Annotated in this window: 19 protein-coding genes; all 19 read right to left on the reverse strand. The window is 49.0% G+C overall.

The window, feature by feature from the left end; all coding sequences use genetic code 11:
* Positions 1 to 228: 228 nt before the first annotated feature.
* The 19 genes from KNP00_RS01355 to rseP all read right to left on the reverse strand — a co-directional run bounded on the left by KNP00_RS01355 (position 229) and on the right by rseP (position 25,869).
* Entirely contained in the window at positions 229 to 2,412 is a 2,184-nt protein-coding gene (locus KNP00_RS01355) for a DNA translocase FtsK (RefSeq protein ID WP_215141539.1), read from the reverse strand.
* Between the two features lie 61 nt (positions 2,413 to 2,473).
* A complete protein-coding gene (locus KNP00_RS01360) occupies positions 2,474 to 4,141 on the reverse strand; it encodes a ribonuclease J (RefSeq protein ID WP_215141541.1) in 1,668 nt (555 codons plus the stop codon).
* Between the two features lie 94 nt (positions 4,142 to 4,235).
* Positions 4,236 to 4,889: a M15 family metallopeptidase gene (locus tag KNP00_RS01365; protein WP_215141543.1), complete on the reverse strand. Its 654-nt coding sequence runs from the start codon at positions 4,887 to 4,889 to the stop codon at positions 4,236 to 4,238.
* Complete coding sequence (locus KNP00_RS01370) at positions 4,886 to 6,139, reverse strand: lipid II:glycine glycyltransferase FemX (RefSeq protein ID WP_215141545.1); 1,254 nt, start codon at positions 6,137 to 6,139, stop codon at positions 4,886 to 4,888. Before KNP00_RS01370 ends, KNP00_RS01365 begins: the two co-directional genes overlap by 4 nt.
* A 3-nt stretch (positions 6,140 to 6,142) precedes the next feature.
* Positions 6,143 to 7,603, reverse strand: coding sequence for a UDP-N-acetylmuramoyl-L-alanyl-D-glutamate--2,6-diaminopimelate ligase (locus tag KNP00_RS01375; RefSeq protein WP_240542646.1), 1,461 nt, complete (start codon positions 7,601 to 7,603; stop codon positions 6,143 to 6,145).
* A gap of 84 nt (positions 7,604 to 7,687) precedes the next feature.
* On the reverse strand, positions 7,688 to 8,905 hold the full coding sequence (locus tag KNP00_RS01380) for a M16 family metallopeptidase (protein WP_215141547.1): 1,218 nt from the start codon (positions 8,903 to 8,905) through the stop codon (positions 7,688 to 7,690).
* Positions 8,906 to 8,956: 51 nt separating this feature from the next.
* Positions 8,957 to 11,173: a polyribonucleotide nucleotidyltransferase gene (gene pnp, locus KNP00_RS01385; RefSeq protein ID WP_215141549.1), complete on the reverse strand. Its 2,217-nt coding sequence runs from the start codon at positions 11,171 to 11,173 to the stop codon at positions 8,957 to 8,959.
* Between the two features lie 127 nt (positions 11,174 to 11,300).
* Complete coding sequence (rpsO, locus tag KNP00_RS01390) at positions 11,301 to 11,570, reverse strand: 30S ribosomal protein S15 (RefSeq protein ID WP_074037213.1); 270 nt, start codon at positions 11,568 to 11,570, stop codon at positions 11,301 to 11,303.
* Positions 11,571 to 11,694: 124 nt separating this feature from the next.
* Positions 11,695 to 12,621, reverse strand: a complete 927-nt coding sequence (locus KNP00_RS01395; protein ID WP_215141550.1) for a bifunctional riboflavin kinase/FAD synthetase — start codon at positions 12,619 to 12,621, stop codon at positions 11,695 to 11,697.
* Positions 12,622 to 12,637: 16 nt separating this feature from the next.
* A complete protein-coding gene (gene truB / locus KNP00_RS01400; RefSeq protein WP_240542647.1) occupies positions 12,638 to 13,552 on the reverse strand; it encodes a tRNA pseudouridine(55) synthase TruB in 915 nt (304 codons plus the stop codon).
* A gap of 42 nt (positions 13,553 to 13,594) precedes the next feature.
* Positions 13,595 to 13,942 carry a 30S ribosome-binding factor RbfA gene (rbfA, locus tag KNP00_RS01405; RefSeq protein WP_215141554.1) on the reverse strand — a complete coding sequence of 116 codons (348 nt, stop codon included), beginning with the start codon at positions 13,940 to 13,942 and terminating at the stop codon, positions 13,595 to 13,597.
* Between the two features lie 18 nt (positions 13,943 to 13,960).
* Positions 13,961 to 16,168 carry a translation initiation factor IF-2 gene (infB, locus tag KNP00_RS01410; protein WP_215141556.1) on the reverse strand — a complete coding sequence of 736 codons (2,208 nt, stop codon included), beginning with the start codon at positions 16,166 to 16,168 and terminating at the stop codon, positions 13,961 to 13,963.
* Between the two features lie 21 nt (positions 16,169 to 16,189).
* Positions 16,190 to 16,486: a YlxQ family RNA-binding protein gene (locus tag KNP00_RS01415; RefSeq protein ID WP_215141558.1), complete on the reverse strand. Its 297-nt coding sequence runs from the start codon at positions 16,484 to 16,486 to the stop codon at positions 16,190 to 16,192.
* A complete protein-coding gene (gene rnpM / locus KNP00_RS01420; protein WP_215141560.1) occupies positions 16,483 to 16,758 on the reverse strand; it encodes an RNase P modulator RnpM in 276 nt (91 codons plus the stop codon). The genes KNP00_RS01415 and rnpM overlap by 4 nt, the downstream gene beginning before the upstream one ends.
* On the reverse strand, positions 16,755 to 17,918 hold the full coding sequence (nusA, locus tag KNP00_RS01425; RefSeq protein WP_215141562.1) for a transcription termination factor NusA: 1,164 nt from the start codon (positions 17,916 to 17,918) through the stop codon (positions 16,755 to 16,757). Before nusA ends, rnpM begins: the two co-directional genes overlap by 4 nt.
* Positions 17,919 to 17,932: 14 nt before the next feature.
* On the reverse strand, positions 17,933 to 18,403 hold the full coding sequence (gene rimP, locus KNP00_RS01430) for a ribosome maturation factor RimP (RefSeq protein ID WP_215141564.1): 471 nt from the start codon (positions 18,401 to 18,403) through the stop codon (positions 17,933 to 17,935).
* Between the two features lie 119 nt (positions 18,404 to 18,522).
* Positions 18,523 to 22,815, reverse strand: coding sequence for a PolC-type DNA polymerase III (locus KNP00_RS01435; protein WP_338082248.1), 4,293 nt, complete (start codon positions 22,813 to 22,815; stop codon positions 18,523 to 18,525).
* 70 nt (positions 22,816 to 22,885) lie between these two features.
* Positions 22,886 to 24,586, reverse strand: a complete 1,701-nt coding sequence (locus tag KNP00_RS01440) for a proline--tRNA ligase (RefSeq protein WP_215141566.1) — start codon at positions 24,584 to 24,586, stop codon at positions 22,886 to 22,888.
* Between the two features lie 32 nt (positions 24,587 to 24,618).
* Positions 24,619 to 25,869: an RIP metalloprotease RseP gene (gene rseP, locus KNP00_RS01445; protein ID WP_215141568.1), complete on the reverse strand. Its 1,251-nt coding sequence runs from the start codon at positions 25,867 to 25,869 to the stop codon at positions 24,619 to 24,621.
* Position 25,870 lies beyond the last annotated feature (1 nt).

Consider the following 25,870-nt stretch of genomic DNA (forward strand, 5'->3'; position numbering starts at 1 on the left):
TATTTCAATCTCCTCTGAAAAACTTTTGTAAAATGTAAACGTTATTAAAAAATGTAAGCGCTTCAGTGTTTTTTAAAAGTATGTACTAATTATTGATATAGGTCATATGTGCTATATTACATTTAAATTATAACGAACCTCTATCGAATCGATACATATTTCCATATTATTTAAAACCAAATAAAAAACGAACGATTATATATATAAATACATAATCGTTCGTAATATTCATTCTTCCCGTTCATGGATGAGTACTTTCCGTGGTTTCGACCCCTCTGACGGGCCTACGTAACCCGCCTCTTCGAGTGAATCGATTAAACGGGCCGCACGGTTGTACCCAATCCGAAATCTTCGTTGTATCATCGAAGTCGATGCCGTTTCCTGAGTGATGATGAACTGAGTGACTTCACCAAATAACGAATCATCCGAGTCAATCGTTGTGACCTCTTCTTCTTTTGGCATCATCGATTCAACGTATTGTGCGCGTTGTTGTGCAATCACATGATTGACGACCGTCTCGACCTCTTGGTCTGAGACGAACGCACCCTGCACTCGGACCGGCTTGTTCATTCCGTTGGCTAACATGAGCATATCTCCTCGTCCGAGCAGTTTTTCAGCTCCTCCACCGTCAAGGATTGTTCGTGAATCGGTCTGAGATGAGACCGCAAAGGCGATTCGAGACGGGATGTTCGCTTTGATGACCCCTGTGATGACATCAACCGACGGACGTTGCGTGGCGAGCACCATATGGATGCCTGCCGCCCTTGCCATCTGAGCGAGTCGCATGATCGCATCCTCGACGTCATTTGATGCGACCATCATCAAGTCCGCCAATTCATCGACGATGACGACGATGAACGGCAATCGCTTCGCATCTTCATCTTCTGATTGGTCGACGAGTTCATTGTACCCTTCGATATTGCGCACACCGAACCGACTGAAGAGTTCATACCGACGTTCCATCTCGGCAACGACCTGCTTCAACGCCTGCGCCGCTTTTTTTGGGTCGGTGACGACCGGTGTCAATAAATGTGGGACACCGTTATAAACATTCAATTCGACCATTTTCGGGTCAATCATCATGAGCCGCACCTCGTCCGGTCGAGAACGCATCAATAAAGATACGATCATCCCATTGATACAGACTGATTTACCTGAACCTGTCGATCCTGCGACAAGCAAATGTGGCATTTTATTAAGAGAAATGCCGACCGTCTCTCCACTTATACTACGTCCTAGAGCGACGAGTAACTTTGCTTCATCTTGTTTCACAACATCCGCCTCGAGAACTTCTCGTAAGCAAACAGGGGCGACTTCTTGATTCGGCACCTCGATTCCAATCGCCGCTTTTCCAGGGATCGGGGCTTCAATCCGAATATCTTTTGCCGCAAGAGCCAATGCCAAGTCATCGCTTAGAGAGGTGATGCGACTGACTTTCACTCCGATATCAGGTTGCAACTCATATTTTGTGACGGTCGGTCCCAAATGAATCTTCAATACTTTCACCCCGACACCGAACGATTTCAACGTCTTCACCAATTTAGACGCATTCTCTTTTAATCGGGCGTTTTCACCCGATAGGTCGGTGAGCACCGGTTCTTTCAAATGTGAGAAAGGAGGGAGTTCGTATGAATCTGAAACATCTTGTGCTGCAGTCATCATCATCTCCTCGGTCGTGACCGTCTCCTCAGACGTCGATGGTTCATGCCCCGTCTCTTTCTTTTCCGCCACTACCTTCTCACTGAACCCGACGATTGGAATATCACTCATCGTGACCGCATCCGACTCAACGTCCGACTCAGTTTCTGTCACCGCATCTACATCTTTTGGCTTAGACTGTCTCTTCCTCGCTTGGCTCGTTGCCTTCTTCTCGCCTTTCGGACGGGCTTGCCATTCTTTTCTTACAGCCACAAACGACTCATTCATCCGATGATACATCGTCCCCCAAATTGTTGGCACGTATAGAGAGACACCGACGAGGAAACAGACGATTCCTAAAAAGATGATGCCGAAGTCAGAAAGTAAATATTGATTTAAATCATATAGGACACCGTTGATGCCCCCCCGTTCTTCTCCCCACAATAAATCACCGAACAGTAGAAATGAGAAGGTCATGCTGAGTAACCCGGTTCGCTCGATCGGCTTCATCGGTTGAAGGATGATCCACGAAAGCAGGGCCACCATTAAGTATGTGAGCGCCCCCCATCCGCCAAATATATATTCAGCTAGATTTGATAACTGTTGTCCGACCCATCCTAAGTCAAACAAGGAAAATACGAATGCGACGATGGCGAGAACAAAGATCCCCCATCCGTATGTACGTGGCGCAATCGATTGCTTTCTTCGTTTTCTCGTATTCCTTGTCGCTGGCCGCTTGCGCTTCACGGGAGTCTTACTTGATTTTTGAGCCACATTAGTTCCTCCTAAAAAAAGAAGGCAAAAGTCGGATGACTTTTGCCTCACTCTCATTCCATTAAATCTCCATGATGATCGGCAAGATCATCGGACGACGTTTCGTCTGTTCAAACAAGAAGACGCTCAGCCGCTCGCGGATATTTGATTTCAATTCGGTCCAATCACTGCCAGCTTGCAGACTCTTTTCAATCTGTTTCGTGACAATCCGGTTTGCCTCTGAAATCATCTCTTCTGACTCGCGCATATAAACGAATCCACGTGAGATGAGCTCAGGTCCTGAAATCAATTTCTTCTGTTTCCGATTCAACGTGACCACACAAAGGACAACCCCGTCTTGTGACAACAATCGACGATCACGTAAGACGATGTTTCCAACGTCACCGACGCCGATTCCGTCAATCAAGACGTTCCCTGCAGGTACTTTACGGCTCATTCGGGCTTTTCGACCGGTGAATTCGACGACATCCCCTTTTTCAACGATGAAAATGTTGTTTGGCTTTACGCCGACTTGTTCAGCCAATTTTGAATGCGCCATCTGCATCCGATACTCTCCGTGAATCGGGAGGAAGTATTTCGGTTTGACGAGGTTGAGCATCAACTTCAACTCTTCGGCCGAACCGTGTCCAGATACGTGTACTTTACGCTGATTGTAAATGACATTTGCGCCTGAGCGGAACAATAAGTCGATTGTTTTTGAAACGGACTTCTCATTCCCCGGAATCGGAGTGGCCGCAATGACGACGGTATCGTTCAAACGGATATTGACCTGTTTATGCGCATTGCGTGCCATGCGTGTCAATGCCGCCATCGGCTCACCTTGTGAACCAGTCGTCAAAATGACGACTTTATCGTCGGGAAGACGATTCACTTGTGACAACTCGACGAGTGTCTTCGCTTTGAAGCGTAAATAGTTCAGTTTTTGGGCGACTTCGACGATGTTGACCATACTGCGACCGACGACGGCGACTTTACGGTCGTTTGCTTCTGCTGCCGCGAAGACTTGTTGCAGGCGATGGACGTTCGACGCGAACGACGCCACGATGACTCGGCCTTCCGCTTGATAGATGACATCGTTCAATTCGGCGCCAACAATCGACTCTGAACCGGTTTGTCCCGGTCGCTCAGCGTTCGTCGAGTCTGAAAGTAACGCGAGTACTCCTCGCTGTCCGATTGCAGCCAACTTGTTAAAGTCGGATTGTTTTCCATCAACGGGCGTATAATCAAACTTGAAATCTCCAGTATGAACGATCGCCCCTTGAGAGGTTTGAATGCAAACCCCGACACAATCAGGAATCGAGTGATTGACGCGGAAGAACGTGATGAAATGATCAGCGATAGTCAATTTCGTTTTTGCGTCAATCATGCGAAGGTCGACCTCTTTCAATAAGCCGGCCTCTTTTAATTTTAGTTCAATCAACCCAAGTGTTAATTTCGTCCCATATACTGGAACGTGTTTCAAGTCGCGTAGCACGTAGCTAAGTCCACCGATATGGTCCTCGTGACCGTGTGTGATGAAAATCGCCCGTACGCGCTCTTTATTTTCTTTCAAATACGTGATATCCGGGATGACGATATCAATCCCAAGCATCTCATCGCCCGGAAACATGAGACCGGCATCGATCACGAAGATGTCGTCGTCTAGTTCCACGACGTACATGTTCTTCCCGATTTCGCCTACGCCTCCAAGCGCAAAGACGCTAACATTCTCTGTCTTCTTTTTTGACACTAACAAAAACCTCCTAATTGATTCATATTCTGTTCCGTCCCTTATCGCTACTGAATATTGTAGCGGAAAACGGCTTCATTGCCAACATTCCCGTTCAATTTAGTAGAGGCTGTAGTGTATCAGCAACTGGAATGGTTGCTTCCTTGTCCGGTCGTTTGCCTGCTTTCAGCTGTCGAATCGACAAACCAAAGTCCATTTGAAGATGAGGATAGTCAGGAAATGAGTTCCAGTCCCCTCCCCATTCGAACCCGAGCGCCTTCCCTAATTCACCGAGTTCTTGCCAATCCGGTAGATCATTTCGATTCCGGTCAGTGCTCAAATCGTAATCCACTTTATTGTTATAGATGATGACGAAATCAATCGCAAGTCCGTAATTGTGATAGCTTTGACCTGCTTTAGCATTCGTCACGATGCGACCTGGTTCAGAACGACCTTGTGCATACAGGTCATTCTGTTCTTTGGTCGAACGAAATCCCGATGTAAGTCGGATCTCGAGATCTAGACAAGAATGTGCCAATCGTACGAACGAGGCACCTCGATTCGCGACATGAGGGTGCAATTGATCGAAATCGATATTCGTCCTCGCTAGAACCGCATTCTCCGCTTCCATATCTCGTACACACATGTCCGCCTCAAACGTCGGTTCATCCACCCATGGCACCGGATCGGGTTGCATGTAGAAATAGGCGAGCGTGACCCCAATTAGAAAGGCAATCATCGCAAGTGATAATACGCCAGTCCATCTCATCTTCTTAACCGTTTACGTAGCCCTTTTAGAATTGGTAATCCTTTTTCAAATGCCATATATAATGGACGATTCAAGACGAGGTCGAACTCTCCGACTTTCTCGATCACGTCACTTCCCCAACCAGACTTGAAGGCGTACAATCCGGCATACTCATCATCCGGGTCTGTACTACCTGAAATCCCACCGAAGTCATATCGCTCCGCTCCACTCTCTTTAGCCGCCTTCATCATCGTCCATTGCATCAAGTGATTCGGCATGAACTCACGAAACTCGTTGGATGAGGCACCGTATAAGTAATAAGAACGACGTCCGGCGAGTGTCAACAACCCACCTGACAGGACGAGACCATCAGGGTATGTCTGATTCAGTTCGACGAGTTCAGGTAACGCTTGTTCGGCTTTCACAATTTGTGCCTCTGTCTGCTCCTTGCGATTGAGAAGGCTCGTCCGTTTCTTTTCGACCGTCTCTTTCTCTAGATTGCGTCCAATTTTCTCCAAATCTGTTTTCGCCTTTTGAAGCGTCGTCTGAAGTTGATCGAGTGCAATTTGAGGTTCAAGCTTCGTCAAGAAGAGACGGGCGTCATTCGGTTGCAGACAATCGTATAGGTTCTCAAAGTAATCGAGACCACGAATGGCAAACCCGTCACGTTCCCCCGTCACCTTCATGAGGTCAGCAAACGTTTTTAACCCGTCACGTCCGACTTCCTTACAGACAATCCCTTTCTTCTCTGCTAAACGGACGTTATACCGGAACTTGTGATGAAACTTTGCGAAAATGTCTTTTTCATTCGGTCGCAAATCCGTCTCCATTGTGAACCGAGGTTGGGCATAGTCAAAGCCGCCCCCGTATCCTTTATGTTTAAATCCGATGGCTTCCATCTCGGTCAATAATCCCGGCATCTCATCCCGGTCGATATTCGGGTCGATTTTTATGACAACCGCCTTATGTGTCGATGCCACGCGTCTCGCTTCTTTTACGAGCTCCTGTAGGGACGCTAAGTCATCGTAGTCCACGACAAATCCGCGCGGGGCATAACATAGTGTGTATGGTAGTTTCGGAACGCGTTTGAACAAGAGTAGTGCAACACCGGTCGTCAAACCATCTCGCGCCACTGCGACACGTTCTGATATCCAACCGTTTTGACGTTTCACGTCTCCCCAACTCGATAGTTGCAACAGATCCCCTCGATCGTGTGCCTTGACGAAGTCATCATGTTCTTTTTCTGTCAACTTAACTGGTTGTACTGCCATAAATCATGCTTCCTCCGTATTCAAAATGGTAGCTCGAACGATTGCCTCTTCATCGAGCGGTAATTTCTCATTTCCGATAATCTGATATTTCTCATGTCCTTTACCGGCCAATACGAGAATGTTGTCCGGCTTGGCCAACCTTGCAGCATAACGTACCGCCTCTTCTCGGTCGCCGATCTCAACATAATTGTCATGGGTCATCCCGGCCGCAATCCCTTTTGTGATCGTCTCGTACGGCTCGAAACGTGGATCGTCCGTCGTAATGATGACGGTGCCGGCATAAGTCGATGCCATCTCACCCATCGCAGGACGTTTTGTAATATCACGATTTCCGCCCGTACCGATTAAAAAGATGATGTTTTCTTTTGGTACACCGACAAGAGACTTCAAGCATTGCTCGATTCCATCCGGTGTATGGGCATAATCTGCATAAACGTTATAGCCTGGTACGTTCAATCGTTGCATCCGCCCTTTAGCCGGATGAATTTTCTCAAGTGCTTTTGCGATTCGGTCGAGAGAATATCCTGCCGCGAGGAGACAACCGGTCGCAAGCAACAGATTGTACACGTTGAAACGACCGATGAACTGCACGGTCACCGGTAAACGCTCGCCTTGATAGTTCAATACGAAACTCGTCTGAGACAACGTTTGTTCGATGTCTGATGCCATCAAATCCGCCGTCGTATCAATTCCGTACGTCAACACTTTTGCGCCAGTCATCGTCTCATAAAGGGCACTTTGAGCATCATCTGCGTTCAAGACGGCTACTTTCCCTTGTGATGCCTGTTGACCGAGCTGTGAGAAGAGTAGACCTTTCGCCCGTGCATAATTTTCAAACGTTCCATGAAAATCTAAATGATCATGCGTTAAGTTTGTGAATCCGACGATGTCAAAGTCCGCTCCGATGACTCGTCCGAGTTCAAGACCGTGAGAGGACACTTCCATCATGACATCCGTTACACCTTCGTCTCTCATTTGCGCCAGCAGTTGTTGAAGTTCTGAACTTTGAGGTGTCGTGTTTTTACTTGGGACGACCTTGTCATTGATTCGTACTTCAACAGTCCCGATCAATCCAGTCGAGTGACCGAGAACATCGAGGACATCTCGCAAAATCGTCGTCGTTGTCGTCTTTCCATTCGTTCCTGTGATTCCGAATAAACGCATCTGTTCAGACGGATACGCATAAAAGGCCGAAGCCAACAACCCGATCGAACGCGAGCTGTCACGCACAATCAGGTTGGGCACTGGCAGATCGAGCGGTCGTTCACTGACGACTGCCACCGCCCCACTTGCCACTGCTTGTGAAGCATATTCGTGTCCATCGACCGTATACCCTTTGATTGCGACAAACAGTGTCCCTGGTATCACTTCTCGTGAATCCGTCGTCACATGGGTCACGACGATGCCTTCAAGATTAGGTTGATTAATTAACTGTATCGTCTTCACTAAATCTGTTAAGTTCAAGTCTTTCCCTTCTTTCACCTGTATCCTATCCAAACTAAAGAATACCTCTTAATCAGTGTAGAGAACTTACAATTCGGTTTCAAGTCACGCTTCGCTCGGGAGGACGTAAGACTTCGCTGGTTGAAGGCTGAGCACCTGTTTAATCAATGCATTGACCTCGTTCCGTTCAATCCGTTCCACCTTCTGAATCACCTGTTCAATCGGCTCCACTTCATCGAGTAACAATAGATTCCGTCCATTCCGGTTCATACGTGCACTCGTGCTTTCGTTCCCGAGGACGAGCGAGCCTTTCAACTGCCGCTTCCCTTTGTCCACTTCTTCATCGGTCAACCCTTCTTCAATGAGTCGCTTCAACTCTCTTTCGAGAATGTGTTCAACTCGTTTCAATGTTTTCGGAGAAGTTCCGACATAAATCGTGAACGTGCCGTGATCGGCAAACGTCGTGTAATAAGAATAAATGGAATAGGCCAAACCTTCTTCTTCACGAATGGACTGAAACAATCGTGAGGACATCGTCGCACCGATCGCGTTATTCATCAATGCCAAATGTGGTAACTGATGGTCATTCGCGGGAATCGCTTCGTAATTCCAACAAAGATGGGCTTGTTCCGTATCCTTCTGTTTCGTCAACGTGTCATGAAACAACGTTGGTCGATGGAACTCATTCGATGATTCCCTTGAAGGGATATTGGCAAACCTGCGCTTCACGGACTCAATCAATTCTTTAGACACATGCCCCGCAATCGAGACGACAATCTCATGTGCCGTATACCGCTCCTCTAGATAACGAACGAGTTCGTCCCGCGTCAATCGATTGACGCTCTCCTCTGTTCCAAGGATTGGTTGGGCGAGGAGGTCGTCCCGATATGCGGCAATGGCCAGCAGTTCATGGACGAGGTCCTCCGGCGTGTCCTCATACATTTTAATCTCTTCCACCACGACCCGCTTCTCTTTCTCGAGCTCCGCTTCGTCAAGTAGCGACTCAAACAACATATCTGTCAGCACGTCAAACGCCATGACCGCATGTTCATCGAGCGTCTTGACGTAAAAACATGTATGGTCCTTTGAAGTGAACGCATTGACGCTTCCTCCGAGCTCATCGAAAAATGAAGCAATCTCTTTTGCACTCATCTTATTTGTCCCTTTAAATAACATATGCTCAATCAAATGACTGATGCCGATATTCTCAAACGACTCCGTCCGTGTGCCTGCTTTAATAAACACCCCGGTCGACGTGCTGCGCGAACCTTCAATCGGTTCGATGATGATGCGGACACCGTTCTCTAATGTCATTTGTTCCATATCCTCACTCCTATGAAAAAGGCCATCGCACCAAGACGATGGCCAGAATAATTAATTTGTCGAGCGCGGTGGACGACGGTCCCCGTCACGACGTGGCGGACGGCCTTCGCGAGGTGGACGGCTTTCACGTGCTGCCTTCCGTTTCGCTTCATATGCCTCGCGCTCTTCAGGAGACAACCCTTCTAAGATGAGCGCTTTACGCGATGCGTTGACACGACCTTTGTCGTCGATTTCAGTGACTTTGACTTGAATCGAATCACCGAGCTTCACGACATCCTCGACGTTAGCGACACGCTCAAGGCTGAATTCGGATACGTGTACGAGTGCATCTTTCCCTTTAAATAACTCGACGAACGCGCCGAACTTCTCAATGCGGCGTACCGTTGCATCGTATACTTCCCCGACGACGACTTCACGGACGATGTCACCGATCATGGACATGGCAAGGTCGATTCCTTCTTGATCCGTCGAAGCGATGAAGACCGTACCATCTTGTTCGATGTCGATCTTGACGCCGGTTTGGTCGATGATGCTGTTAATCATCTTACCACCTGGTCCGATGACGTCGCGGATCTTATCCGGATTGATCGTCATCGTCACAATCTTCGGAGCATATTTCGACAATTGCGTGCGTGGCGTATCTAGCGTCTCGAGCATGTGGTCAAGGATGTGCAACCGACCGACACGTGCCTGTTCGAGCGCTTCCTCTAGAATCTCACGCGTGATTCCGGCAATCTTGATATCCATTTGAAGAGCCGTGATTCCGTCTTTCGTCCCCGCTACTTTGAAGTCCATATCACCGAGGTGGTCTTCAAGTCCTTGAATATCCGTCAAGACCGTGTAGTGTTCACCTTCCATGATGAGACCCATGGCAATCCCGGCGACTGGCGCTTTGATCGGTACACCAGCATCCATCAAGGCGAGCGTCGATCCACAGATTGAAGCCTGTGAACTTGAACCGTTTGATTCGAGTACTTCCGAGACGAGACGAATCGTGTATGGGAAGTCTGCCTCTTTCGGAATGATTGGAAGAAGCGCACGTTCACCGAGTGCACCGTGACCGATTTCACGACGACCTGGCGCACGGACCGGACGAGCTTCACCGACTGAGAACGGCGGGAAGTTGTAGTGGTGCATAAAGCGCTTGTTCTCTTCCAAACCGATTCCGTCGATAATTTGCGCGTCCCCGATCACACCGAGTGTCGCAACCGACATGACTTGTGTTTGACCTCGCGTGAAGAGACCGACACCGTGTGCACGTGGCAATAAGCCAGTTTCTGATGCGAGCGGGCGGATGACTTCAGGACGACGACCGTCCGGACGAACTTTGTCGACCGTAATCAAACGGCGGACTTCGTCTTTAACGAATTTGTTCAAAATGCCAGACACTTCTTTCAACTTGGCTGGTTCATCGGCGAGCGTCTCTTCATAGGCAGCTACGTATTTAGCAATCACTTCATTAATCGCTTCGTCACGTGCATGCTTTTCTTCGACTTGGACCGCCGCGTTGATTTCTGGACGAGCCGCCTCGAGTTCTTCTGTTAAGGCGTCATCAAATTTCGATACCGTGTATTCGAACTTCGGTTTCCCAACAGCCTCTACGATTTCTGATTGGAACGCAACTAGTTTCTTGATTTCATCGTGTCCAAACAAAATCGACTCGAGCATGACGTCTTCCGGTACTTCGCTCGCGCCTGCTTCAACCATGTTGATCGCATCTGCCGTTCCGGCGACTTGGAGTTCGAGGTCCGTCTGTTCGAGCTGAGCTGTCGTCGGGTTAACGACGAACTCACCGTCAACACGTCCGACCGTCGCTCCGGCAATCGGGCCATCGAACGGGATGTCTGAAATCGAGAGCGCAATCGACGTACCGAGCATACCGGCCATTTCAGCCGAACAGTCTGGGTCGTTTGACATGACGTAAATCATGACTTGAATGTCATGACGGAACCCGTCTGGGAAGAGCGGACGAATCGGGCGGTCGATGAGACGTGATGTCAAAATCGCGTTCTCACCTGGGCGTCCCTCGCGGCGGAGGAACCCACCTGGAATTTTACCGACCGAGTACAATTTCTCCTCATAGTTGACCGTCAATGGGAAAAAGTCTAAATCTTTTGGTGCCTTTGAAGCCGTCACTGTCGCAAGGACAACCGTATCTCCATAACGCACGAGCGCCGAGCCGTTTGCTTGCTTCGCAAGTTGGCCGACCTCTACAGACAGCGGGCGTCCGCCCCATTCTGTAGAGAATACTTGTTTCGTACCTAACATGTACATTCTCCTCTCAAACCTTATCTAGTTTATTATGTAACTCATTCCTACGAATGTCTAATCATTTTCTTTAAAAAGAAGAAACGGACTAGGACATTGTCCCAGCCCGTTAAACAGTCTCGATCGATTAACGACGGAGACCGAGGCGTTGAATCAATTCACGGTAGCGCGTAACGTCCTTGTTACGAAGGTACGTAAGCAAGTTACGACGACGTCCAACCATTTTCAAGAGACCGCGACGTGAGTGGTGGTCTTTCTTGTGTGTACGAAGGTGGTCGTTCAACGTGTTGATTTGTTCAGTCAACACAGCCACTTGTACTTCCGGTGAACCAGTGTCACCTTGTTTTGTCGCGAATTCCGCGATAATTTCGTTTTTACGTTCTTTTGAGAGTGCCATTGCCTCTCCACCTCCATTTAATGAAAAATTGCCGTGTTGCCGAGCCGGCGTTGGTGAATCGACCAGCCAAGCGAAACGGTGTACTTTGCGTACTTGACAAGGATAGCGTACCCGCTCTTGAAAGTCAAGATAGGATTGAGCGGGCCGTCTCCTCATCTTGTTTCAGTTGGGTGACCAATGCATCTAAACCGTCGAACGCACGCTCGTTTCGGATGAATTGAATCCATTCAATCTCGATCAGTTGTCCGTATAAATCCTCTGAAAAGTCAAAAAGATGACTCTCGACAGAGACCGACCCCGTCTCATAAAACGTCGGACGTCGTCCAACGTTTGTCATCGCATGGAACGTGCGGCCATCCGGGAGCGTGACCCGTGTCGCATACACACCAAGGCGTGGCATGACGTACGATGCGTCCATCAAGACGTTCGCTGTCGGGAAACCGATGGTGCGCCCTCTCGCGTCTCCGTGAATGACTTCTCCGCAAATGACATAGGGAGCTCCGAGAAGCTGATGAGCCTCGTTTACCTCCCCTTCTGCCAACAGCTTACGGATCCTTGTAGACGACACTTTCTCACCATCCATCGTCTGTTCTGTGACGACGGACGTCGTGAATTGGTCACGCGCATGGTACGGAAGTGTCTCCATCGTCCCTTCACCGAACTTGCCATAAGAGTAATCAAAACCTGCTGTCACGTGTACGGCACCGGCAGCAATCAAATAGTCATCGACAAACTGTTGCGGTGACAAGTCGGCCAACTCTTTTGTAAACGTCAGGACGAGGCAACGGTCTACACCGAGTGCTTCAATGCGCTTTAACTTTCGGGACAGCGGTGTAATATAACGGATCGCATCCGGTTTATTCGAGAGCACTTGTTTCGGATGAGGATCGAACGTGACGACCGTCACCGGAAGGTTGTGCTCCGCCGCCACACGCTTCGCGTGCGCAATTACAGATTGATGCCCTTTGTGGACACCATCAAAAAATCCAAGTACCATGACCGATGGATACAAATCAGGTTGATCTGGATAGGTGAGATGTCTTGTTTCCATACTGTCAAATTCCCCCTTAGTCGATGGCAAGCATGACCTCGACTGTAGCGTCTGTCGTTCCTTCTTGTCTTTTGTAAATAGCAAGAGGGATTCCTTCTTCATTATAGACAGTAAACAACTCAAATTCGAGTGAAACGTCGTTCAGCTTCCCGCCGTTACGGATATAGCGTTCCCGATTTTTTGGAATCGTCAAGGCGGGCCAGCGTTTAATCACGTCTTCGAGTGGAATCACATACGCCAGACGTTCCTCGACCGTGTCAAGAGCCTGCAATGTTTCAAGCGATACCGCCATCGTCTCATCGAACGACCCAGAACTCGTACGGCGAAGTTCGCTCATATGAGCGGGGTAACCGAGCTTTTCACCAATTTGTACAGCGAGTGTTCGAATATACGTCCCTTTCCCGCATTCGATTGCCATGTTGAATCGACACACGCCTCCTTCAAACGCCAGTTCGCTCGTCCGCTCCAAACGATGAATCTCGACCAAGCGACGGGGGCGTTCTACCGTTTGTCCTTTTCGCGCATACTCATAGAGTTTCTTCCCATTCACTTTGACTGCTGAATAATACGGAGGAATCTGTTCAATCGTGCCGGTCAACTGACGCATCGCTTCATCGATTCGTGCTGCATCGATTTCACTCATAGCGACAGATTTTTGTTCAACGATTTCGCCATGTGCATCCTCGGTCATCGTCGAGGTCCCGATTGTCACTTCGGCGACATAGCGCTTGCCTTCATCCGTTATAAACCGGGACAATTTTGTCGCACGCCCTAAACAGATGGGTAAAACACCCGTCACTTCCGGGTCGAGCGTGCCGGTATGACCAACTTTTTTCGTCTGGAACAACTTCCTTAGTTTAAATACACAATCGTGACTTGTCATCCCGCTGTCCTTATCAAGTACGAGCACTCCGTTCGGTTCCAACTTCATCCCTCCATACAAAAAAGGGAGAACGATGTCTCCCCTTTCAAATTATTGGTCTTTGTTCAAATCACGAATCAATGAATCGATATGGCTACCATATGCGACCGATGAGTCGTATTCAAACGAGATTTCTGGTGTTTTACGAAGACGGATGCGGTTCCCGATTTCGCGACGGATAAATCCTTTCGCCTTATCAAGACCAGCTTGTGTCTCTGCTTTCACATCTTCCTCATCACCGAGCACCGTATAATAGACCGTTGCTTGTTGTAAGTCTCCTGTCACATCGACGCTCGTGATTGTAGCGTTTTTAGTACGCGGGTCACTGACTTCTCGTAACAAGACATCTGTAATCTCTTTGCGCATTTGCTCGGCAACACGTTGGGCACGAATATTCATACGTGATCCCTCCTCACATTATTTCCGTTCGACTTCTTTCATGACGAACGCTTCGATGACGTCTTCCACTTTGATGTCATCAAACTTCTCTACTTTGATTCCACACTCATAGCCTGTCGCCACTTCTTTCACGTCATCTTTGTAGCGGCGAAGCGTATCGAGTTTACCTTCGTATACGACGATTCCGTTACGAATGACACGGACACCGGCGTCGCGTGTGATTTTACCTTCTGTCACATAACAACCTGCAATCGTACCGACTTTCGATACTTTGAAGACGTCACGGACTTCAACTTGACCAGTGATTTCTTCGACGAATTCTGGGTCAAGCATCCCTTTCATCGCGCTCTCAATTTCTTCGATCGCGTTGTAAATGATACGGTGGAGACGCATCTCAACGTTTTCTTGTTCAGCCATTGAACGGGCGTTCCCGTCAGGACGGACGTTGAATCCGATGATGACGGCGTTCGCCGCTGATGCGAGGATCACGTCACCTTCCGTGATTGCACCGACACCTTGGTGCACGATGTTGACTTTGACACCTTCGACATCAATCTTGCGGAGTGAACCAGCCAATGCTTCGGCAGAACCTTGAACGTCTGCTTTAATGATGACGTTCAAATCTTTCACTTCGCCTTCCTGAATACGGCTGAACAAGTCGTCTAGGCTGACTTTCGCCGATTCACGACGTTGTGACTCGAGGTAACGTTGGTAACGTTTCTCCCCGATGGCACGCGCTTTCTTCTCATCTTCGAATACGATGAACTGGTCTCCGGCTTGCGGGACGTCGTTCAAACCTGTGATTTCAATCGGTGTAGATGGACCGACTTGTTTCACACGGCGACCGATATCGTTGACCATCGCCCGGACACGACCGAACGTGCTACCGACGACGATCGGGTCTCCAATGCGGAGCGTACCGTGTTGGACGAGAAGCGTCGCGACCGGTCCACGTCCTTTATCGAGCTTGGCTTCGATGACCGAACCACGAGCCGGCATGTCTGGCGTTGATTTATATTCCTCTACTTCAGACACGAGAAGGATCATCTCGAGCAACTCATCGATTCCTTCGCCTTTGATTGCAGCGATTGGGACGAAGATCGTTTCGCCACCCCACTCTTCAGGAATGAGACCGAATTCAGTCAACTCCTGCTTGACACGGTCAGGGTTCGCTCCTTCTTTGTCCATCTTGTTCACTGCCACGATGATCGGAACGTTCGCAGCTTTCGCGTGCGAGATCGCTTCCTCTGTTTGTGGCATGACACCGTCATCTGCAGCGACGACGATGATGGCGATATCTGTCACTTCCGCACCGCGGGCACGCATCGTTGTAAATGCCGCGTGACCTGGCGTATCGAGGAACGTGATTTTCTTATCGTTCACCGAAACCTGATAAGCACCGATATGCTGCGTGATTCCACCTGCTTCTCCAGCCACGACTTTCGTGTTTCGAATCGAGTCAAGAAGCGTCGTTTTCCCGTGGTCGACGTGACCCATGATAGTGACGACCGCTGGGCGCTCTTCAAGATCGTATTCCGTGAAATCAATCTCAACCGTTTCAAAGTCCGTTTCATCCACGACGATTTCTTTTTCAACTTCAAAACCAAACTCGGATGCGAGCAGTTCAACTGTTTCATCATCAAGTGTCTGGTTGATTGTCGCCATGACACCGAGACCCATCAATTTCATGATGATTTCATTCGGTTTTTTATTCATTTTTGAAGCGAGGTCAGATACGGTGAGAACATCGTCATACTTGATGACATTGCCCATCTCCGCCTCTTGAGCGAGTCGTGCCGCTTTACGCTGACTCGTCTTCGAATTCGGGTCGGCTTCTTGTGGCACGGCCGCTTTTACCGGCTTGCCTTTCCCTTTCCCTTTTCCGCGTTTTTTATTGCGTGGGTCGTTGTTACGGTTGTCGTTACGTGTTTGACCACCGCGATTGTTTTGACCGCCACGATTTTGTTGCCCAGCTTGAGGACGTGCTTTTGGTGCTTCTTTTTTCTCTTGTTTCGGCTCGTTCGACGTTGATGTCGCTTTTGCCTCAGTTTGCTTCTCAGCACGGTATTTTTCAGGATTGAACACGCGGTCCAATTGTTTAACTGTCTCTTCATCAAGGACAGCCATGTGGTTTTTCACCGGTTTTTTTAATTTCTCTAATTGAGTAATGACTTGTTTACTTGTAACATTCTGTTCTTTTGCAAATTCATAGACGCGTTTTCCCAAAGCATCCACCTCCGTTAATAGTTAAGAGAGAAGTTGCTTAAGCTTGTTCGCAAATCCGGATTCTGTCACCGATACGACGACACGCATATCTTTACCGAGTGCGGCGCCGATTGTATAACGATCGCTCACTTCAATCAGCGGCACTTGATAAGATGCACATTTGTCCGTGACTCGTTTTTTTGTCGAGGCACCTGCATCTCCGGCTAGAATAACGAGCTTCGCACGACCCGCTCGTACATCCTTTAATACAAACTCTTCTCCCATCGTTACTTTCCTCGCTCGAGCGGCGAGGCCTAACAATGATTCCCACTGATTCATGATTCGCCACCTGCGACAGCTTTCAGCTGCTCATACAAGTCATCGCTCGTCTTTACTTTCAAGTGATGGTCGAGCGTTCGTTTCTTTTCTGCTTGACGAACGACTTCGATATCTTTTGATAAGTAAGCGCCGCGACCGTTCACTTTACCCGTCTGATCGATGACCACGTCACCTTCAGGCGTCCGAACGACACGAACCAATTCTTTTTTCGGGAGCATTTCTTGTGTGACCACACACTTGCGCAAAGGAACTTTCTTTTGCTTCATGGTCATTCCTCTTCTTTCACCGTAGTCGTTTCAACCGAAGCATCTACTAATTCTTGTTCTACTTCATTTTGAACAATTTCTGGTTCTGATTCAACTTTTTCAGCGAACGTATCGAACAAATCGAGCGCTTCTGAGTCAGTCTCACTCTTAATGTCGATTTTCCAACCTGTCAATTTCGCAGCGAGACGCGCATTTTGTCCACGCTTCCCGATGGCGAGTGACAACTGATAGTCCGGTACGACGACTGTCGTCGATTTAGCTGGCTCATTCACATAAACAGCCACTACTTGTGCAGGGCTAAGTGCGTTACGTACGAACTCTTTCGGGTCTTCAGACCAACGGACGATGTCAATCTTCTCACCATTCAATTCGTCAACGATCGTTTGGACACGCTGTCCTTTCGGCCCGACACATGCGCCGACCGGGTCGACGATATCCGAGTGTACAGCGATTTTTGAACGGTCTCCCGCTTCACGTGATACCGACATCACGTCAACCGTCCCGTTCGAGATTTCAGGCACTTCAAGTTCAAATAAACGACGTAACAGTCCAGGATGCGTACGCGACACTTGAATCGCGGCTCCAGATCCTTTCGTCGTCGAATCGACTTTTGTGACGTATACTTTGATGCGGTCATGAATTTGGTATGACTCGTTTGGCATCTGCTCGTTCGGTGTAAGGACAGCTTCAATGTTGTTTTCGAGGCCGATATACAAGTTGCGTGGGTCAAAACGTTCCACGATTCCTGTCATGATCTCGTCTTCTTTGTCAGCGAAATGGTTGTAGATGCGCTCACGTTCCGCTTCACGCATTTTTTGCGTGACGACTTGTTTTGCCGTCATCGCCGCGACACGTCCGAAATCGCTCGGTGTCACTTCTTCTTTATGAAAATCACCGAGCTCATAGTTCGGGTCAATCTCATGTGCCTCTTCAAGTGAAAGCTGTTGGTCTGGTTGCGAGAGGCGCTCCACCACTTCTAGCAGTGCGTAGACACGAATATCTCCCGTCACTTGGTCGAACTCAACTTTCACGTGCTCGTTCGGGTTCGCCACGTTGCGGCGATACGCAGAGATGAGCGCTTGTTCAAGTGCTTCGATAATAATATTTTTGTCGATTCCTTTTTCTTTGGCAATCTGTTCGATTGTAGTGAGTAATTGTGGACCCATCTTCTTCCCTCTCCTTAACTAAACGTGACCGCTAAGCGGGCTTGTGCGATTTTGTCTATCGGTAGCGATACCGCTTTTTTTCTAGTCTTGATGCGCGTCTCGATCACGACCGTCTCCCCATCATATGCCGTCAAAATTCCTTCAAACTCTTTGGCACCATCGATCGGAGCGAACGTTTTCATGTAGACGTTTTTGCCTACAGCACGTTCGAAGTCGCTCGGCTTTTTCAGCGGACGCTCCGCACCAGGACTCGAGACATCAAGATAATAAGCCTGTTCAATCGGATCGGTTTCGTTTAGTTCTTCCGAGAGCTGTTCATTGATTTTGACACAATCGTCTAGATCGACGCCCCCCGGTTTGTCAATGTAGACACGTAAGAACCAGTCTGGACCTTCTTTTACGAATTCCACATCAACCAATTCCATGTTTTCCCGTTCAACGATCGGCAACGCAATCGACTCAACGGCTTCTGTTATTTTGGACACTCTCATCCCTCCTTCTGGCTTTTACATACAAGAAAGGAGTAGGGTTCCCTACTCCTTTCCGTCGTAGTATCCAACTTTGTTCGATACCAATATATCATATTTTCCCGATAAATCGCAACTTACACCCCAAAATCAAAGAATGAAAGCTGGTTCTCATCAGGCAGACCTTCGAGACATTTCATCGTATCGAGTGTCTCGATGACCGTTTTCGACAGTTTCGCGCGTTTCCGCAAATCTTCTTTCGAGAGGAACTGTCCTTCTCCCCTCGCCTCAACAATCGCTTTCGCCGCATTCGTCCCAAGTCCGTCGACCGCATTGAATGGTGGGATCAGCGTATTGTCCTCGATTAAGAACTCTGTCGCACTCGACCGATATAGGTCGATCTTTTGGAACTTCATTCCCCGCTCGAGCATTTCAAGTGCAAGTTCAAGAACCGTGTGCAGTCCTTTATCTTTTGCAGTCGCATCAAATCCTTTTTCGCGAATGTCCGACATCGCCTTACGGACCGCTTGAGGTCCTTTGATCATCGCGGACAAGTCAAAGTCTCCCGCCCGAACGGTGAAGTACGTCGCGTAATAGAGAATCGGATGATGCACTTTAAAGTAAGCGATTCGAACCGCCATCAAGACGTATGCTGTCGCGTGTGCTTTCGGGAACATGTATTTGATTTTCTTACAAGACGAGATATACCATTCCGGCACGTCATTTTCTCGCATCTCGGACTCCATCTCGTCCGTGAGCCCTTTCCCTTTACGGACGGACTCCATGATCTTAAAGGCAAATGACGGTTCAAGTCCCGCATAAATCAAATACACCATGATATCGTCTCGACAACCGATCACGTCCTTCAGTTCGCACGTCCCGTTATAAATCAATTCATTCGCATTACCGAGCCAGACGTCTGTCCCGTGGGATAGACCAGAGATTTGAACGAGTTCCGAGAACGTAGACGGCTTCGTCTCTTCAAGCATCTGACGGACGAACTTCGTTCCAAATTCAGGTATCCCGAGCGTACCGGTCTTCGACTCAATCTGTTCCGGTGTCACTCCGAGTACCTCAGGTGACGAGAAGATCTTCATGACGGTCGGGTCATCTGTCGGAATCGTCTTCGGGTCGATTCCAGACAAGTCCTGTAACATCCGGATGACGGTCGGGTCATCGTGTCCGAGGATATCAAGCTTGAGCAAGTTGTCATGAATCGAGTGGAAGTCGAAGTGGGTCGTCTTCCACTCAGACGTTTTGTCGTCTGCCGGGTATTGAATCGGAGAGATGTCCGCGATGTCCATATAGTCCGGCACGACGATGATCCCCCCCGGGTGTTGACCCGTCGTCCGTTTCACACCGGTGACACCGGAGACGAGACGATCGACCTCGGCGTTCCGGTAAATCTTATCGTTTTCGGTCGCATACCCTTTTACATAACCATATGCTGTCTTGTCGGCAATCGTTCCGATTGTCCCGGCACGATACACATACTCTTCTCCGAACAGTACTTTTGTATAGGCGTGGGCATGCGGTTGATATTCTCCAGAGAAGTTCAAGTCGATATCCGGTACTTTGTCCCCTTTGAACCCGAGGAACGTCTCGAACGGGATGTCATGACCGTCTTTTTTGTACCACGTGCCGCACTCCGGACATTCTTTGTCCGGCAAATCGTATCCTGAACCGACCGACCCGTCATCGAAGAAGTGGGAATGCTGACATTTCGGACAGACGTAATGTGGTGGGAGTGGATTGACCTCGGTGATTTCTGTCATCGTGGCGACGAGACTCGAACCGACCGACCCACGCGACCCGACCAAATACCCGTCATCGAGTGATTTTTTAACGAGTTTATGTGAAATCAAATAGATGACGGCAAATCCGTGACCGATAATCGACTTCAGCTCTTTCTCGAGACGCGCCTCGACGATTTCAGGCAACTCGTCCCCGTATATGGAACGGGCCATGTCATAGCTCATATTCCGAACCTCGTCATCCGCCCCTTCAATTTTCGGTGTATATAAATCATCCGGGATGATTTGAATCGATTCGATTTGATCGGCGATTGCATTCGGATTGGTGATGACAATTTCACGAGCTAAGTCCTCACCCAAAAATTTGAACTCTTCCATCATCTCTTGCGTCGTCCGGAAATGGGCGTGAGGCAACTCTTTCCGCGTATTGATGAAGTTCGCCCCACCTTGGGTACGAATCAATATTTCGCGATAAGACCGGTCGGACCGATCTAAATAGTGGACATTCCCCGTCGCACATACCGGCAATCCGGCCTTCTCGGCAACCCGGATGATTCGCTTGATGATTTCCCGTAGTTCCAACTCATTCGCGACAATCTCTTTATCAATCAGGTGAAGATAGAGCGCAGGAGGATGAATCTCAATAAAGTCATAAAACGACATCATCTTCTCGAGTTCATCATCCGATTTGTTCAAGGCGGCATCAAAGATTTCACCGTTATCACACGCAGAACCGATCAACAGTCCTTCACGACGCTTCACAAACTCTGAACGAGGCATCCGCGCCATCCGATGCAAGTAATCGATATGGGATAACGAGATCAGTTCATAAAGGTGACGAAGTCCAGGTTTTTTGTTTTTGGCGTAAATTGTCGCATGGAATGGTCGAATTTTTGACACGTCACTTCCGACTTTCGCGTTCAGTGACCGGTGTGTCGTCATCTCGAACATCTGTTTGGCGAGATCGAGTAGCTTCATCAATAAATACGCTGTCGCCTCCGCATCATAAATCGCACGGTGATGCTGGGTCAGTTCGATGTCGAATCGCTTCGCGAGCGTATTCAGTCGGTGGTTTTTAAGCGTCGGCATCAGTGTACGGGCTAGCTCGAGTGTATCGATGACGGGATAGTCGTCCGGCTCATGCCCTCCACTACGGAGTGTCGCCTCGAGGAAGCCCATGTCGAATGAAGCGTTATGGGCGACGAGGATGCTATCGCCACACCAATCGACAAACTGCTTCGTAACCACTTCCGGGTCCGGCTTCCCTTGAACCATGTCATCTGTGATTCCCGTCAATTCGATCGTAGTCGCCGATAAGGCATGTTTTGGGTCCGCAAACGCTTCGAATCGGTCGATGATCTCGCCGTCCTTGATTTTGACACCGGCCAGTTCGATGATTTTATTATAGACGGCAGAAAGTCCGGTCGTCTCGACGTCAAAGACGACGTATGTCGCATCGTCTAACGCCACATCACTTGGGTGGTATGCGACCGGGACTCCATCATTCACGACGTTCGCCTCGACTCCGTACAACACTTTAATATCGTTCTTCTTCCCGGCATAGTATGCTTCAGGGAATGACTGTGCGCCGGCATGGTCGGTGATGGCAATGGCACGGTGTCCCCATTTTGCGGCACGGGCGACGAGCGCAGATACATTCGTGACAGCGTCCATCTGGCTCATCTGTGTGTGAGCGTGTAGCTCGACACGCTTCTCCCCATCCCACTCATCACGTGGGGGTTCGACTTTTACTTCTTGAAGTTGCGAGGCCATCATACACAGTTCCCGCATGAACGAGTCATCTTCGACCCGGCCGGCTGTTTGAATCCACATGCCTTTTTTGACGGCACTGAGCATCCGGTCGTCATCATCATCACGCGCAAATACTTTCACGATCAGCGAATCCGTATAGTCGGTCATTTTGAAAGTGAATAACTTCTTCCCACTTTTCAACTCCTTCCGCTCTGCGGAGAAGACGAGTCCACGAATCGCGACACGTCTTTCTTCTTCGACAATCGTCTTGATTGGTACGATTTCGTCTTTGATGAGCGCTCCCATGCGGATTTCTGTGATTGGTTCGTCATTCGATTCTGTCGCTTTCGCGAACTGCGCTGCGAGCGCCATCTTCGCTTGTTCGATATCTTCTTGAACGACTTGTTCACGGAGGGCCTGACTTGCCTCGGTATCTTCAGAGAACGCGGCTTGACACGGTCTCTTCGTGAACCCGTAGGCACTGTAAAGCGCCTGTACTTCTTGACAGAGCTCTTTGTCCACGTAGTTCGCCTCAGGTGCAGATCGCACCGGAATCAGCAGCTTGTTCTGCTCGAAACGTGGTGCGACTGAACTAAAATAACTGCGCATCGCACCAGACACCTGACTCAACTCGCTCACAATCCTTGGCCAGTAATCAATATAATCTTGCTCGTTCCCACCATTTATCGTAGAGAACCGGGCATACACCTCGTCAGCAAACGTCGCATACCGGTTTTCCAATCGACTCATGAACAGTTGGTGCAGTTCGTATGGTAAGACTGTCGGAAATGAAAAATAAAACGTCCACGTCCGTCGCTTTTTATTGACGACGAGTTTAGAGAGTTCGGCTTGGTCAAACAGGTCGGTCTCTGTCGTGATTCCAAGATCACTTAACAACAATTGCATTTTTTGATTTGCTTCCACGGGTTCGTCTTTCCCCCTTCATGCCAATTCGACAAATGAAGGTGACCGCTTTCGCCGTCACCTTCATCCATTAATGAACTTCGCTAAATTGTGAAGCGATGACGTCGTTCAACTCATCGATTGACGTTTCAATCACTTCACCTGTTGCCCGTACTTTCACCTCGACGATTCCTTCGCCGGCCTTCTTCCCGACGTTTACACGAATCGGAAGCCCGATCAAGTCCGCATCCGCGAACTTGACACCCGCGCGTTCTTTTCGGTCATCGAATAACACATCATACGATTGGCCGAGATCATCGTATAGGCGGTTCGCCAACTCGACTTGCGCCTCATCTTTTGCATTGATTGCAATCAAATGAAGATCGAACGGCGCCACGTTACGTGGCCAAACGATTCCACGATCGTCGTGGTGCTGTTCCACGATGGCCGAGAGTGTACGGGACACTCCGATGCCGTAACAACCCATAATAAGTGGTTCGGCACGACCTCCCTCATTGAGGAATGTCGCTCCCATCGCTTCTGAATAACGTGTCCCAAGTTTAAACACTTGCCCGACCTCGATTCCACGAGCAAAACGAACCGGACCGGACGCGTCAGGTGCCAAATCCCCTTCGACGACAAAACGTAAGTCGTGATACGTCATGTCAGCGAGGTCACGCTCGGCATTCACACCCGTGTAATGGGTGTTCGCCTCGTTCGCTCCGCAGACGGCATCGACCAAATACTTGACCGCATAATCAGCAATCACTTTGACCGGCGCGTTGATTGGACCGAGTGTGCCTGGTTCACAGTTGAACAACTCAACGATTTTCGCTTCTTCTTCAAGTTGGATGTCAAGTCCACCTAGTGCGTTCTTTACCTTCACTTCGTTCGCTTCATGATCTCCACGAACGATCGCCATGACCGTTTCTCCATCGACATTGAACAGGACGGACTTGATTGTCGTCTTCGAATCGATATTTAAGAATTTCGCAACATCCTCAATCGTACGATTTTCTTTCGTATCCACCTTCTCGAGTGGGCGAATCTCTGCCTGCTGCATCTCGTATCGATCGAGCGTTTCCGCCATCTCGATGTTTGCCGCATAGTTCGATGCGTCTGTGTAGACGATTGTATCTTCACCGATATCCGCAAGCGCTTGGAACTCGTGCGTGTCTTTTCCGCCGATTGCCCCAGAGTCTGCGACGACCGGACGATACTTAAGACCCGTACGATCGAAAATACGTGAGTACGCGTTATACATGTTTGAATACTCTTCATCTAAATCTTCTTGTGTCGCATGGAATGAGTATGCGTCTTTCATCAAGAACTCGCGCCCGCGAAGCAATCCAAACCGTGGACGACGCTCATCGCGATACTTCGTTTGAATCTGATAAAGATTGACCGGAAGTTTTTTATAAGAATTTAGTTCATCACGAACGATTGACGTAATCAACTCTTCATGTGTCGCACCGAGTGCAAATTTACGGTCATGACGGTCCGTCAATCGCATCAACTCAGGTCCGTAAATGTCCCAGCGTCCTGTTTCTTCCCATAGTTCAGCCGGTTGGATGGCAGGCATCAATAACTCTTGTGCGCCAGCGCGATTCATTTCTTCACGGATAATCGTTTGGATATTGTGTAACACGCGATGTCCGAGTGGAAGATAAGAATAGATTCCAGCCGCATTTTGACGGACAAAGCCGCCACGGACGAGAAGTTGATGACTGACCGCTTCCGCGTCAGCTGGTACTTCTCTTAAGGTAGGCATGAGCAGTCTAGATTGTTTCATACAGTTCAACGTTTCCCTTCTTTACAATCAATTTAGTTAAAAAATGATTGAATGTCATTCCAAGTGACAATCAACATTAAAATCATCAAAAGTGCAAACCCGATAAAGTGCACAAACCCTTCTTTTTTCGGGTCGATTGGACGTCCTCTTACCGCTTCGAATAAGAGGAAAATCAAGCGTCCACCGTCCAAGGCAGGGAGCGGGAGTAAGTTAAAGATAGCAAGGTTGACCGAAAGCAGCGCTGTCCAGTTCAACAGCATAATCAAACCGCTCGCCGCCACCTCATCTGTCATCCGTACAATCCCGACCGGACCTGCTAGCTGATCGACACCGACTTGCCCCGTCACTAAATCACCGACCGCAGAGAAGATGAGTGTCGACATCGTCCAAGTCGTTTCTGCCCCGGTCGTCACAGCCTTACCGGGTGAACGTTCAAGTGCGTTCGTTACGCCGAGAATGCCGACTGTCTCTCCATTTTGCTCAACCGCTTGTGGTGTGAGTGTGACTGTCGCCTCTTCACCTTCCCGGACATATGTGACTTCCGTAGGTGTATCAGCCCGGTCTGCTAAGGCTGTACGTAAGTCGAGCCAATCGGTGATTGTTTCGCCTTCGATCGATACGATTTCATCCCCACTCATCAAGCCTGCCTCATCGGCGGCCGAATCAGGCTGTACCGTTCCGATTTGTCCATCGTTCGTCGGAGTCCCTTGTACGAGACCGACAATCACGAGCAAAATGAATGCCAAGACAAAGTTCATCGCCGGACCAGCTGCGATGGCCAAGACACGTTTCCAAACGGATTGGGCTCCAAACGTTCGATCGTAAGGTGCAATTTGAATTTCCATACCTTGGTCGACAAGGAGTGTGTCTCGCTCCATTGAATAGACGCGAACCTCCTCATCGATCAGGAGTTGCACTTTCAGTTCATGCGTCGCGTCAAATTTATCGACGGTCCCGACGACTTGAACGTCTTTAGCCGTGTCTGGTTGAAAATAGACACGATCGACCGTTCCCTGCTCGGTTAAACGTAGACCGACATGCTGTCCCGCCCGGACTTCAATCGGTTCAAAATCTTCACCGGCCATTTTGACATATCCACCGATTGGTAACAGACGAATCGTATAAAGCGTTTCATTCTTGCGAAATGAAACAATTTTAGGACCGAATCCAATTGCAAACTCGTGACAGAGGATCCCTGCCCGTTTCGCCATGACGAGGTGCCCCCATTCGTGTACCGAAATGAGAACCCCAAACATCAAAACGATGGCGATAAAAGTCGTCATG

The organism is Exiguobacterium qingdaonense, from assembly GCF_018617855.1.
Taxonomy (GTDB): Bacteria; Bacillota; Bacilli; order Exiguobacteriales; family Exiguobacteriaceae; genus Exiguobacterium; species Exiguobacterium qingdaonense.